This is a genomic window from Caldimonas sp. (genome assembly GCF_046289365.1).
Taxonomy (GTDB): domain Bacteria; phylum Pseudomonadota; class Gammaproteobacteria; order Burkholderiales; family Burkholderiaceae_C; genus Caldimonas.
Genome location: NZ_JBKBVU010000022.1, coordinates 16,659 through 28,803, shown reverse-complemented (window position 1 = coordinate 28,803; position 12,145 = coordinate 16,659). Strand labels below are relative to the sequence as shown.

The following is a 12,145-nucleotide window of genomic DNA, read 5'->3' as shown; positions in this document are numbered from 1 at the left end:
GACAGCGGCGCCGACGACTACCTGGTCAAGCCCTTCGACCCCGAAGAGCTGATGGCGCGCTTGCGCGCCGTCAGCCGACGCGCCCAAGGTCTGACCAGCGCACAAGTGCCCTGCGGTGACGTGCTCATCGATCTGGAAGCACGTCAAGTTCTGCGCCATGGTGTCCTCGTGCCGTTGACCGCCCGACAATGGGCCGTGCTGGAAGCGCTGGCGCGCCGTGCGGGCCACCTGGTGGCCAAGTCCGAGTTGGAAGCCCGGGTGTTCGCGCAGGAGGCCGACCTCCACAGCAACGCGCTGGAAGTGCACATTTCGCAACTTCGGCGCAAGCTCGGGCACTCCCTCATCGAGACCGTGCGGGGGCTGGGCTACCGCCTGCGCCCCCAATGACTGTGCGCCATCGTCGATGAAGTCCGCGACCCACGCCCTGCCTTCGATCCGTGCCCGCCTGGCCGGAGCCTTGCTGATCTTGTCTGCGGGCTGGGCCATTTTGGCTTCGGCCGCCGTGTGGTTGGCGGTACGCCACGAGGTCGACGAGCTGTTGGACGACACCCTCATCGCCTCGGCCGAGGTACTGGCCGGCTTGCTGACACAGCCGGCCTCCCACCTCAAGGCCGGTGCGGACACCGCGGCGTCCACACCGGCCAGCGGCAACCACCCCCGCTACGCATGGCAATGGCTGGCCGCCGATGGCTCCGTGCTCGCCCGCTCCGCTTTGGCCCCGAGCACCGCCTGGACCTTTCCCCCACGGCCGGGCTTCGGGCATTCAAAACCTGATGCAGCCGCCTGGCGGCTGTATGGCCACCGCCTGCCCGACGGTTCGGTGCTCTTCGTGGGCCAAACACGCATGGAACGGCGCGAAGCCCGCGCCGACGTCGTGCTCAGCGTGACAGCCAGCGCCTTGCTGGTCGGGGCGGGGCTCGCGCTGTGGCTGCGCCGGCGCATACGCCACGAATTGCAGCCGTTGACCGATCTGTCCGCGGCCATGTCAGGCCACGACCCTTTGGCCGAAGCCACGCTGCCCGACCCGCAGCGCCAAGAATTGCAGCCCCTGAGCGACGCCATCAATGCCTTGGGGCACGGCCTGCGCCGCAGGCTCGCCCAAGAGCGTGCCGTGGCCGCTCAGGTGGCTCACGCGCTGCGCACCCCGCTGGCCGGGCTGGACGCCCAACTGGCCGCAGCGCAAGTCGCCCCGGCCGACCGCCGGCAGGCCGCTTTGCAACGCGCGCGGGACGCCTCGCGGCAACTGCGCCGCGTGGTCCACGCCGTCATTTCGCTGTACCGCAGTGCCGCCACGCCGCAACGCCAGCACGTCAACCTCAGCGCGCTGTTGGAGGAGTTGCCCCTCGAGGGCCTGCACGTGCGGTGCCCCCCAGACGCCACCGTGTGGGCCGACCCCGATCTGTTGGCCGCAGCCTTGTCCAACCTGCTGGACAACGCCCACCGGCATGGAGCCCACCGCATCGAGCTGAGCCTGCACATCGAGCCCCACACCCAAGCGCTGATCCTGCAAGACGACGGCCCCGGCCTGCCCGCAGACCAACGCGAGCGCTTGCAAAAGGCTTTGGACGATCAAAACCCGCAAGCCCACGGTGGCTTGGGCTTGATGCTGGCCGACGCCGTGGCGCGCGCCCATGGCGGGCGGCTGCACCTGCTGCCCTCGCCCTCGGGCTTTGCCCTGCGCATGAGCCTGGGCCCGCCTGCGGCGCATGACCCGCCCTGAGCCCCCCGCTATGCTTGGCCCCATGTACGCGCAATTCTTCGGCCTGGCGCACGCGCCCTTCTCGATCGCGCCCGACCCGCGCTACCTCTACATGAGCGAACGCCACCGCGAAGCGCTGGCCCATCTGCTCTACGGGGTGCGCGGCGGTGGCGGCTTCGTGCTGCTCACCGGCGAGATCGGCGCGGGCAAGACCACCGTGTGCCGCTGCTTCCTCGAGCGCATCCCCAAGCGCTGCAACGTCGCCTACATCTTCAACCCCAAACTCACCGTCGAGGAGCTGCTGCGCACCGTGTGCGAGGAGTTCCAGGTGCCCATCGAGCACCTGGGCCCGGGGCAGGCGACGGTGAAGGACTACGTCGATGCGCTCAACGCCTTCTTGCTGCGCATGCACTCGGTGGGACGCAACAACGTCCTCATCATCGACGAGGCCCAAAACCTCTCGCCCGACGTGCTCGAGCAGTTGCGCCTGCTCACCAACCTGGAAACCCACGAGCGCAAGCTGCTGCAAATCATCCTGATCGGCCAGCCCGAGCTGCGCCGCATGCTGCGCCGGCCCGACCTCGAACAGCTCGCCCAGCGCGTGATCGCCCGCTACCACCTGCAGGCGCTGGACGAGAAGGAAACCGCCGCCTACGTGCGCCATCGCATGGGCGTGGCCGGCCTGAGCACGCCGCTGCCCTTCGATCGCGGCGCGCTCAAGCGCATCCACCGGCTCTCGCGCGGCGTGCCGCGGCGCATCAACCTGCTGTGCGACCGGGCCCTGCTGGGCGCCTATGCCACCGGCCAGGCGCGCGTGGACGAGCGCATCGTCGTGCGCGCGGCCCGCGAAGTCTTCGACGAGGAGGAGCCTTTCGACCTGCGCCCACGCGGCTGGCTCGCCCGCTGGCGCCGCACCGGGCCGCTGCTGCCGGCCGCCGCCGCGCTGGCCGCCGGCCTGGGCCTGGCCGGCCTGGGCTATGCCGCCTGGACGCTGGCGCGCCAGGAGGCGGCGCCCGTGGCCGCCGCCCGGCCCACTGCGCCGGCGCCCGCCGCCTCCACCGCGCCCTGATCGACGAGACCCTCGACCATGTCCTACATCCTCGATGCCCTGCGACGCGCCGATGCCCAGCGCGGGCGCGGCGCCGTGCCCGGGCTGGACAGCCAGCACGTCGGCGACGAAGCGTTCGACCGTGAACGCCCCCGCTCAGCCGCGGGCCTGTGGCTGGCCGTGGGCCTGGTGCTGGGCCTGGCCGTGCCAGGCGTGGCCTGGTGGCTCGGCCGCAGCACCTCGGCACCGATGTCGCCGACCCCCTCACCCGTGGCCGCGGCACCGACGCCTGGCCTCCCGCCCGCCCCGGCCCCGGTGGAAGCCCCACCGCCTGCACCGCCTGCACCGCCTGCACCGCCTGCACCGCCCCCCGCCCCGCCAGCGCCCGCGGCCGTGCAGGCCGCAACGCCCCCGCCCCGGCCGGTGTCGCCACCGGCCCCCGCTCCGGCCCCGGTGGCCACGCCGGCTCCGGCGCCCACCCGCCCTGCCCCGGTGCCCGCTCCTGCCGCCCCGGTGACGGCTGCCTCCGCCCCGGCGCCCCGCCCCGCCGCCGCACCGGCCCCGCCGCCGACGGCCGCCGCCCCGCGCCTGCAGGACCTGCCCGAGCCCATCCGCAGCCAACTGCCCTCGCTGTCGCTGGGTGGCCTGATCTACTCGTCCACCCCGGCCGAGCGCATCGTCATCGTCAACGGCCAACCCTACCGGGAAGGCGACTCGGTGGGACGTGACCTCGTGGTCGAAGAGATCCTGCCGCGGGCCGCCGTGATGCGCTGGCGCGATCAGCGTTACCAGCTCAGCTATTGATTCCGTCCGGAGGCTCCATGCGTTGTCTTCTTTTGTCCGTTGCCCTGGCATGGGCCCCGCTGGGCGCTCATGCCCAGAAGATCGGGGAAGTCGATACCGTTTTCCAATGGCTCGGCCCCGACCACAAGATCGTCGTCGAAGCCTACGACGACCCCAAGGTCCCCGGCGTCACCTGCTACGTGTCGCGCGCCCGCACCGGCGGCATCAAGGGCGCGCTCGGCCTGGCCGAAGACCGCGCCGAAGCCTCCATCGCCTGCCGCCAGGTGGGGCCCCTCGGCTTCAAGGAGCCGCTGCCACAACAAGAGGACGTGTTCACCGAACGCATGTCCCTCCTTTTCAAGCGCCTGCACGTGGTGCGCATGGTGGACGTGCAGCGAAACACCCTCGTCTACCTCACCTACTCCGACCGCGTGATCGAAGGCTCGCCGCAGAACAGCGTGACGGCGGTGACGGTGGAGAGGGGGGTGAAGATTCCGGTGAAGCAGGAGCGATAGTGCCACCCTGTAGGAACGAAACGTCCGGACACAACTCAACACGTCTGGATACGGTGTGCTCAGCACCGAGCGCATCTGCCCCGCCTACGATGTGCGCAGCCTCATGAAAGGCCATCTCACACACACAACGGCAGGGAGAGAACATGACGCAGCCGCTGTACTACGAGTACGCCGTGCAACCTGGCGAGACGATCGCGACCATCATTCATAAACTCTACGGCTGGTCGCCCCCCACGCGCCGCTATGGCGAGATTCTCGACGCGATCAAGGCCCTCAATCCCGAGGTGCCCAACCTGCAGAACCTGTGGCCGGGGACGGTGCTGCGCGTGTCCGACCGCGCGCCTGCCATGGTGGCACCCCCGGGGCCCTTGTTCCTGAGCGCCTCGCCCGACCCGGCCGAGCGGCGGCAGATGTGGGCCATGGCCTGGGCTGAACGCAGCGGCTTGCTGCCGGCCCCGGCGCAGTGGCGATAGGCACGGTGGCCAACCTCTTGAGTGAAGGCAACCTGGCCCTGCTGCGACAGGTGGGCGACGAATACGCGGCCTACAAGGCCAGCGGCGGGCGCATCACCAAGGGGCAGTACGACCACCGGCGCCGGGTGCTGGTGCGGCAGTTCGCCAACCACGTCGGGCCGATGGAAAAGCTGCTTTTCAATGGAGCCAGCACGCAGGAAGAGATCCGCATCGCCCGCGCCGGGGGTGTGCCCTACGATGTGAACATTCAGCGGCAAGTGGGGCGGCTGCGGCAGCTCGGCAAGGCGGCTGGTGCCGGTGGGATCCTGCTGGGTGGAGTGGGCTTGACGGCCGCGTGCTATCAGATCGCCCACACGTTGAGTCAGAAGGAGAAGAATGAGATTTTTGTGGATACGGTCATGAGCACAGTGATCGGCTCCGGTTTGGGCTATGCCGTCGGCGTCTTCGTGCTCTCCAACCCCGTTGGTTGGGGCGTTGCACTACTTCTCGCCATGGGCAGCACGGTGGGAAGTCTTGTAGCAGGCAAACTGGCCTCGAAAGCCTACTCCGCGTCGAGCGGCGAGGTCGATTTCGTCACCGGATTGGGCGTTGACAAGGTCTGCTCGCGATGAGCGTCGGAACCTTCTTCTGGGTCTACTTCGGGGCGGGGCTGGCCGCCGGTCTGGCAATACCACTGGTTCTGATCATGCACATCCTGATGCCTCGGCGTGTGCTAGAAACTTTCTGGAAGGAGCCGCATTTCCGCCCAGGTGAACTGGCGCTGTTCACCGGCACCATCTATGCGCCGATGCGGACGGTCATGCTGATCACGGCCATCGCCTTTCCGAAGCTGGGCAAGAAGCGAAAGATCACCAGCGCCGACACGCTCGTTCCTCGCTGGTACAAGCTGGCTGCTCAGTGCATCTCCTTCTGGGTACTTGGCTGGACTGCCGCCGTGATGTTCATGACCGTCGTGGGATACATCCACTTCTATGCCATCGGCGACCCGGTTTCGTTGTTTCGGCGGGGATGAGAGCGCTCTGCCGAGTTCTGTGGGAAAGATCTTTCGTAAGCTCCCCCGTCAAGTGGACATTCCAGAACTGGAGTCTGCGGTGGTGACGCTGCCCGGGGCTTGATGCCTCAGGGCGTCGCAGGCCCCTGGCAGTTCACCGGCAGGAAGCGGCGCTCGATGTCGGTGCGGTCGACACCGCGCGCCACCATCGGCTCAGGTGGGGCGGCGCGGCCACACACCCAGGCCACCGGCACCACAGGCGCATCTTCCACCACGCCCGGGCGCAGCGTGAGCGTCTTGCCGCGCAGTGCGCCGTGGGCCTGGTTCCCGAAGACGATGTGCAAGGCGCCGTCTTCCACGGTGAGGCTCGCCACGTGGTGGCTGACGATGCGGTTCGGCTCAGGCAGGCCGGCGGCGGCATTGTCGGCCGGCAGGCTGGCGGTGGTGCGCCAGGCCAGGGCGATGGGCTGCTTGGCGAAGTCGGCAAACCGCGCGGCCTCGACGATCTGCTCGCGCACCAAGCGGCCCTGCATCGAGGGCACGGCCATCAGTGCAAGGATGGCGATCACGGCCAGCACGACCATCATTTCGATGAGCGTGAAGCCGCGGCGGTGAGGTCTCATGCGCAAAGGCGTGGCAGGGTCCAAGCCGCCATCTTAGGGCCTCGCCTCGGGCCCCGGAGCTGGCGGCTTGCCCAGCGCGACGGGGGCTTGGCCACCCATGTGGTGGCCGATACCCGCTACGTGTCCGATCTGGAGGACCTGCCGCTGGACGACGTACACGCCGTGCGCCAGGTGCCGCTACGAGTGCAGATGCAGGTCTACCCGCAGGCGCAAGCCAGCGAGGTGCTGGGCGCCGCCGTGCTGCAGCCCTGAAAGCGCCGGGCACCGCTCAGCCAAAGGCCTCGTCCACGCGCAGCACCCGGCCGGTCTGGCCGGCGTCATAGCCTGGCAGAGCGGCCACGCGGCTGCGGTAGGCGGCCGAACCCAGCACGTCCAGCAGGGGCCGCAAGCGCTGGTCTTCCAGGGCCTGCGCCGACAGCGCCAAGAAGTAGCGCTCCTTCAGCAGCGGGATGAAATGCAGCCCGAAACGCCGCGCCGCCGTCTCCACCCCCAGCCCCACATCGGCCATGCCGCTGGCCACATAGGCGGCCACCGCGGCATGGGTGAGTTCGGTGTCGCCATGCCCGCTCAGTTGTGCAGGCGTGATGCCCTCGCGCTGCAACAGCAGGTCGGTCAGCACGCGCGTGCCCGAGCCTTCCGGGCGGTTCACGAAGCGCAGGCCGCGGCGGGCCACGTCGGCCAGCCCCCGGATGCGGTGCGGGTTGCCGCTGGCCACGAAAAGCCCCTGGGTGCGCACCGCCAGATGCACCAGCCGGTGACGCTGCGGCTGCAGCCAGGGCCGATAGCGCTGCGCCGCCGCGGCCTGGAACTCACCGATGGGCACGTGAAAGCCCGCCAGGTCGCAATCGCCCTGGGCCAGCGCGGCCACCGCCTCCAGGCTGCTGCGGTAGCGCCACTCCAGCTCGAAGCGGCGCGCCAGCAGCAGCTCGCGCAGGGCCGCCACCGCAAAGCCGTGGCTGGCGTGCAGGCGTGGCCCGGCCGGCATGCGTCGGCCGGCGCGGCCCAGGTCCGCCTCGATTTCGCTGGCCAAAGACTCCAGCAGCGGCTGCAGGCGCGCGTTCACACGCGCCTGGGCCCACACCAGGCGGCGGGCCATGTCGGTGAGCCGCGAGCCACGGCCCCGCCCCCGTTCGAGCAGCGGCCGACCCAGCAAGGCCTCGCCCTGGCGCAGCAGGCCCCAGGCGTGACGGTAGGACCAGCCCAGCGCGCGCGCCGCCTGGGCGATGCCGCCGCCGTCCTGCACGGCCTCGAGCAGCGCCAGTAGGGCGTCGGCGGCCAGGCCGCCTGCGTCGGGGCCGATCTGCCATTGAGGACACAGGCGCACCGCCGTCATGAACGCTCCCCCGCTCGACAAATATGCAAACATTTGCATATTACGCCGGCCGGGACGCGGTAGGCTGCATCTCATCCCACGATCGAAGACCGGGCCATGTCCGCCAAGCTCATCCCCCTGCATCCCGAGGGTGTCCCCAGTCGCGAGCGCAAACGCCAGGCCCCGCGCGGGCGCCAGGTGCGCCCCGAGGCCCTGCGCGAAGTGCAGGCCGCGCTGCACGGGGTGCTGCCACGGCGCGACCAGCTCATCGAGGCCCTGCATGCCCTGCAGGACCGCTTCCACCAACTGCGCACCGACCACCTCGCCGCGCTGGCGCAGTGGATGCGCCTGTCGCAGGCCGAGGTGTATGAAGTGGCCAGCTTCTATCACCACTTCGACGTGGTGCGCGAGAACGCCGACGGCGGCTTCGACGCCCCGCCGCGGCTGACGGTGCGGGTGTGCGACAGCCTGTCGTGCGAGCTGGCCGGTGCACGCGAGCTGCTGGAGCGGCTGCCGGCGCTGCTGGGGCCTGAGGTGCGGGTGATCCCGGCGCCCTGCGTGGGCCGCTGCCATGAAGCGCCGGTGGCCGTGGTGCATCAACGGCAGATCGGCCAGGCCACGCCGCCGGCGGTGCAGACGGCTGTTGCGCAAGGTCAGATTCACGATGACCTCCCGCAAACCACTGGCCTGAACACCTACCGCGCCCAGGGTGGCTATGCGCTGTTGCAGGCCTGTGTGAATGGCGATCGTCCGGTGGAAGACGTGCTCAGGGCGATGGAAGACTCCGGCCTGCGCGGCCTGGGTGGCGCGGGCTTTCCGGCCGGGCGCAAGTGGCGCATCGTGCGCGAGCAGCCCGCCCCGCGGCTGATGGCAGTGAACATCGACGAAGGCGAGCCCGGCACCTTCAAGGACCGTCACTATCTGGAGCGTGACCCGCACCGCTTCCTGGAAGGCATGCTGATCGCCGCCTGGGCTGTGGGCGTGGAGGCGGTCTACCTCTACCTGCGCGACGAATACCACGGCTGCCGCGCGATGCTCACGCGCGAGTTGGCCGCGCTGCAGGCAAACCCGCCGGTGCCTTTGCCGCGCATCGAACTGCGCCGCGGCGCAGGCGCCTACATCTGCGGAGAAGAGTCGGCGATGATCGAATCCATCGAAGGCAAGCGCGGCCTGCCCCGGCTGCGCCCGCCCTACGTGGCCCAGGTGGGCTTGTTCGGCCGGCCCACACTCGAACACAATTTCGAGACCCTCTACTGGGTGCGCGACATCGTCGAGCGGGGTCCGCAATGGTTCACCTCGCACGGCCGCCACGGCCGAAAGGGCCTGCGCTCGTTTTCCGTGTCAGGCCGCGTGAAGCACCCTGGCGTGAAACTCGCCCCGGCCGGCATCACGCTGCGTGAACTCATCGACGAACACTGCGGCGGCATGCTCGACGGCCACAGGCTCTACGCCTACCTGCCCGGCGGCGCCTCGGGCGGCATCCTGCCCGCGCGCCTGGCCGATGTGCCGCTGGACTTCGACACCCTGCAACCCCACGGGGCCTTCATCGGCTCGGCCGCCATCATCGTGCTCTCGCAACACGACCGTGCGGTGGACGCAGCGCGCAACCTGATGCGCTTCTTCGAAACGGAATCCTGCGGCCAGTGCACCCCCTGCCGAGTGGGCACAAGCAAGGTCCGCGCGCTGATCGAGCAGCCCCGCTGGGACACCGCCTTGCTGGCCGAGCTCTCGCAGGTGATGCGCGATGCGTCGATCTGCGGCCTGGGCCAAGCGGCGCCCAATCCGGTCGATTGCGTGATCCAGTACTTCCCTGAGGAACTCACATGAGCGCCGTGATGCAGCCCGAGGCCGCCATCGACTTCACCCTCAACGGCCAGCCCGTTCAAGCCCGCGCCGGTGAGACCGTCTGGTCCGTTGCGCAACGCCACGGCATCGAGATCCCCCACCTGTGCCACAAGGAAGGGCTCACACCGGCCGGCAACTGCCGAGCCTGCATGGTCGAGGTGGCAGGCGAGCGGGTGCTGGCGCCCTCATGCTGCCGCACCCCCACGCCGGGCATGGTGGTGCGCAGCGAAAGCGCGCGCGCGGTGGCTGCGCAGAAAATGGTGCTCGAGCTGCTGCAGTCCGACCTGCCTGAGACGACCTACACCCGCCACAACGAGGTGGACGAGTGGGCGGTCAAGCTCGGCGTGGGCCGGCCGCGCTTTCCGTCGCGCGAGCAACCAGCGCCCGATGCCTCGCACCCGGCCATCGCCGTGAACCTGGACGCCTGCATCCAGTGCACGCGCTGCCTGCGCGCCTGCCGCGACGAGCAGGTGAACGACGTGATCGGCCTGGCCGGACGTGGCGCGCACGCGAGGATCGTTTTCGACATGGATGACGCGATGGGAGCCTCCACCTGCGTGGGCTGCGGCGAGTGTGTGCAGGCCTGTCCCACCGGCGCGCTCAGTCCGGCGCAGGGCGTGGCCTTGCAGGAGGCCGACCGCCGCGTGGACTCCATCTGCCCCTATTGCGGCGTGGGCTGTCAGCTCACCTACCACGTCAAGGACAACCGCATCTTGCGCGTCGAAGGCCGCGACGGCCCGGCCAACCAGGGCCGGCTGTGCGTGAAGGGACGCTATGGTTTCGACTACGTGCACCACCCGCACCGCCTGACGGTGCCCCTGGTGCGCCGCGACGATGCGCCCAAGCAGCCGCACGCCACGCTCGACCCGGCACGCTGGCACGAGGTGTTCCGTGAAGCGAGCTGGGACGAGGCCCTGGCACTGGCCAGCGGCGGCCTGCGCATGATCCGCGACACCCACGGCCCGCGCGCGCTGGCTGGCTTCGGCTCGGCCAAAGGCAGCAATGAGGAGGCCTACCTCTTCCAGAAGCTGGTACGCACCGGCTTTGGCAGCCACAACGTCGATCACTGCACGCGGCTGTGCCATGCCTCGTCGGTGGCCGCGCTGCTCGAAGGCATCGGCTCGGGCGCCGTGTCCAACCCCGTGCGGGATGTGGCCCAGGCCGAGTTCGTGCTCCTGATCGGCGCCAACCCCACGGTCAACCACCCGGTGGCGGCCTCATGGATCAAGAACGCGGTGCGCCGGGGCACGAAACTCGTGGTGGCCGACCCGCGGCGCACGGACCTGTCGCGCCACGCCTGGCGCACGCTGCAGTTCCGGCCCGACACCGACGTGGCCCTGCTCAATGCGATGATGCATGTGATCGTCCAGGAGGGACTGATCGACCGCGCCTTCATCGAGGCACGCACCACCGGCTTCGACGCCGTTCGCAGCCATGTGGCGGCCTACAGCCCCGAAGCCATGGCCCCGGTGTGCGGCATCGACGCCGGCACGATCCGCGAGGTGGCCAGGGCCTATGCCACATCCCGGGCCTCGATGATCCTGTGGGGCATGGGCATCAGCCAGCATGTGCACGGCACCGACAACGCCCGCTGCCTGATCGCGCTGGCCCTGATGACCGGCCAGATCGGCCGGCCCGGCACCGGGCTGCACCCCTTGCGCGGCCAGAACAACGTGCAAGGCGCCTCAGACGCCGGGCTGATCCCGATGATGTTGCCCGACTACCAGCGCGTGACCGACGCCCAGGCGCGCGCGAAGTTTGAGCAGCTCTGGGGTGTGCCGCTCGACGACCAGCCCGGCCTCACCGTGGTGGAAGTGATGGACGCGGCCCTGCGCGGCCAGGTGCGCGGCATGTACATCCTCGGCGAGAACCCCGCGATGAGCGACCCCGACGCCAACCACGCACGCGAAGCCCTGGCCTCGCTCGACCACCTCGTGGTGCAGGACATCTTCCTCACCGAGACCGCAGCGCTGGCCGACGTGGTGCTGCCGGCCTCCGCCTTCCCTGAAAAAACCGGCAGCTTCACCAACACCGACCGCCTGGTGCAGCTCGGCCGTCAGGCGCTGGCGCCCCCCGGCCAGGCACGCCAGGACTGGCACATCCTGCAGGCCATGGCCCGGGGCCTGGGGCTGGACTGGCACTACGCCGACATCGGCGAGGTGTATGAAGAGATGCGTCAGTGCATGCCCAGCCTCGCGGGCCTGAGCTGGGCCCGGTTGCAACGCGAAGGCGCCGTCGTGCACCCTTGTCCCGACGAGGACGCGCCCGGCGAGGCCGTGGTCTTCACCGACCACTTCCCCACCCCCACCGGCCGCGGCCGCTTCGTGCCCGCCGACCTCGTGCCGGCCGACGAACGGCCCGATGCCGACCATCCCTTCGTGCTCATCACCGGCCGCCAGCTCGAACACTGGCACACGGGCAGCATGACGCGGCGCAGCCGGGTGCTCGATGCCCTGGAGCCCGACCCGGTGGCCTCGCTGCACCCGCTCGACCTCGAACATCTGGGGGTGGCGCCGGGCGGCGTGCTCACGCTGCGCTCGCGCCGCGGTGAAGTCGCCCTCTATGCCCGTGCCGACGAGGGCACCCCGCCTGGTACCGTCTTCGTCCCCTTCTGCTATGCCGAGGCGGCCATCAACAAGCTCACCAACCCCGCACTGGACCCCTTCGGCAAGATCCCGGAGTTCAAGTACTGTGCGGTCAGCGTGCACGCCGGCGGCAGCATGGCCCGTTCCCCTGGGCCGTGAACGACACGAATGTGTGAACACGCGTAACACAGCGCCATGACAGGCGCTGAACTTGCTGCCTCGAAGACATAGGCGTTTCGCCTCTGGAGGTTACGGGGCTTTGACGTCGCGC

The 12,145-nt window shown here is 69.7% G+C and carries 13 protein-coding genes; 11 read left to right on the top strand and 2 right to left on the bottom strand.

Going from position 1 to position 12,145, the window contains the following annotated elements:
- The 8 genes from ACK42S_RS04215 to ACK42S_RS04180 form a co-directional block, all read left to right on the top strand.
- Window positions 1–387, top strand: a 387-nt coding sequence (locus ACK42S_RS04215; protein WP_409703795.1) for a winged helix-turn-helix domain-containing protein, incomplete at its 5' end; no start/stop codon positions are given.
- A 16-nt stretch (window positions 388–403) separates the two neighbouring features.
- Window positions 404–1,720: a sensor histidine kinase gene (locus tag ACK42S_RS04210; protein ID WP_409703792.1), complete on the top strand. Its 1,317-nt coding sequence runs from the start codon at window positions 404–406 to the stop codon at window positions 1,718–1,720.
- Between the two features lie 22 nt (window positions 1,721–1,742).
- Window positions 1,743–2,768, top strand: coding sequence for an ExeA family protein (locus ACK42S_RS04205; protein WP_409703789.1), 1,026 nt, complete (start codon window positions 1,743–1,745; stop codon window positions 2,766–2,768).
- An 18-nt stretch (window positions 2,769–2,786) separates the two neighbouring features.
- Complete coding sequence (locus tag ACK42S_RS04200; RefSeq protein WP_409703786.1) at window positions 2,787–3,551, top strand: general secretion pathway protein GspB; 765 nt, start codon at window positions 2,787–2,789, stop codon at window positions 3,549–3,551.
- A 17-nt stretch (window positions 3,552–3,568) separates the two neighbouring features.
- Entirely contained in the window at window positions 3,569–4,045 is a 477-nt protein-coding gene (locus ACK42S_RS04195) for a CreA family protein (RefSeq protein ID WP_409703783.1), read from the top strand.
- A gap of 143 nt (window positions 4,046–4,188) precedes the next feature.
- A complete protein-coding gene (locus ACK42S_RS04190; RefSeq protein ID WP_409703780.1) occupies window positions 4,189–4,518 on the top strand; it encodes a LysM peptidoglycan-binding domain-containing protein in 330 nt (109 codons plus the stop codon).
- Window positions 4,519–4,523: 5 nt separating this feature from the next.
- A complete protein-coding gene (locus ACK42S_RS04185; protein ID WP_409703777.1) occupies window positions 4,524–5,129 on the top strand; it encodes a hypothetical protein in 606 nt (201 codons plus the stop codon).
- Window positions 5,126–5,530, top strand: coding sequence for a hypothetical protein (locus ACK42S_RS04180; RefSeq protein ID WP_409703774.1), 405 nt, complete (start codon window positions 5,126–5,128; stop codon window positions 5,528–5,530). The genes ACK42S_RS04185 and ACK42S_RS04180 overlap by 4 nt, the downstream gene beginning before the upstream one ends.
- A gap of 107 nt (window positions 5,531–5,637) precedes the next feature.
- Here ACK42S_RS04180 and ACK42S_RS04175 read toward each other — a convergent pair whose 3' ends face one another.
- Window positions 5,638–6,132 carry a pilin gene (locus tag ACK42S_RS04175; RefSeq protein ID WP_409703771.1) on the bottom strand — a complete coding sequence of 165 codons (495 nt, stop codon included), beginning with the start codon at window positions 6,130–6,132 and terminating at the stop codon, window positions 5,638–5,640.
- Between the two features lie 87 nt (window positions 6,133–6,219).
- Between ACK42S_RS04175 and ACK42S_RS04170 the strand changes: the two genes are divergently transcribed.
- Entirely contained in the window at window positions 6,220–6,384 is a 165-nt protein-coding gene (locus ACK42S_RS04170; protein ID WP_409703768.1) for a hypothetical protein, read from the top strand.
- 16 nt (window positions 6,385–6,400) lie between these two features.
- On the opposite strand, the gene ACK42S_RS04165 is transcribed toward ACK42S_RS04170, so the two are convergent.
- Complete coding sequence (locus ACK42S_RS04165) at window positions 6,401–7,465, bottom strand: substrate-binding domain-containing protein (protein ID WP_409703765.1); 1,065 nt, start codon at window positions 7,463–7,465, stop codon at window positions 6,401–6,403.
- Between the two features lie 96 nt (window positions 7,466–7,561).
- On the opposite strand from ACK42S_RS04165, the gene ACK42S_RS04160 reads away from it, so the two are divergent.
- Window positions 7,562–9,271 (top strand): NADH-ubiquinone oxidoreductase-F iron-sulfur binding region domain-containing protein, encoded by a 1,710-nt coding sequence (locus ACK42S_RS04160; protein ID WP_409703762.1) that lies wholly within the window; start codon window positions 7,562–7,564, stop codon window positions 9,269–9,271.
- Complete coding sequence (gene fdhF, locus ACK42S_RS04155; RefSeq protein ID WP_409703759.1) at window positions 9,268–12,033, top strand: formate dehydrogenase subunit alpha; 2,766 nt, start codon at window positions 9,268–9,270, stop codon at window positions 12,031–12,033. The genes ACK42S_RS04160 and fdhF overlap by 4 nt, the downstream gene beginning before the upstream one ends.
- Window positions 12,034–12,145: the final 112 nt, after the last annotated feature.

What these genes read in the sequence shown, in the direction of transcription:
- ACK42S_RS04210 (WP_409703792.1), top strand. Translation starts at nt 404, where the DNA reads ATGAAGTCCGCGACCCACGCCCTGCCTTCGATCCGTGCCCGCCTGGCC.
- ACK42S_RS04205 (WP_409703789.1), top strand. Translation starts at nt 1,743, where the DNA reads ATGTACGCGCAATTCTTCGGCCTGGCGCACGCGCCCTTCTCGATCGCG.
- ACK42S_RS04200 (WP_409703786.1), top strand. Translation starts at nt 2,787, where the DNA reads ATGTCCTACATCCTCGATGCCCTGCGACGCGCCGATGCCCAGCGCGGG.
- ACK42S_RS04195 (WP_409703783.1), top strand. Translation starts at nt 3,569, where the DNA reads ATGCGTTGTCTTCTTTTGTCCGTTGCCCTGGCATGGGCCCCGCTGGGC.
- ACK42S_RS04190 (WP_409703780.1), top strand. Translation starts at nt 4,189, where the DNA reads ATGACGCAGCCGCTGTACTACGAGTACGCCGTGCAACCTGGCGAGACG.
- ACK42S_RS04180 (WP_409703774.1), top strand. Translation starts at nt 5,126, where the DNA reads ATGAGCGTCGGAACCTTCTTCTGGGTCTACTTCGGGGCGGGGCTGGCC.
- ACK42S_RS04175 (WP_409703771.1), bottom strand. Translation starts at nt 6,132, where the DNA reads ATGAGACCTCACCGCCGCGGCTTCACGCTCATCGAAATGATGGTCGTG.
- ACK42S_RS04165 (WP_409703765.1), bottom strand. Translation starts at nt 7,465, where the DNA reads ATGACGGCGGTGCGCCTGTGTCCTCAATGGCAGATCGGCCCCGACGCA.
- ACK42S_RS04160 (WP_409703762.1), top strand. Translation starts at nt 7,562, where the DNA reads ATGTCCGCCAAGCTCATCCCCCTGCATCCCGAGGGTGTCCCCAGTCGC.
- fdhF (WP_409703759.1), top strand. Translation starts at nt 9,268, where the DNA reads ATGAGCGCCGTGATGCAGCCCGAGGCCGCCATCGACTTCACCCTCAAC.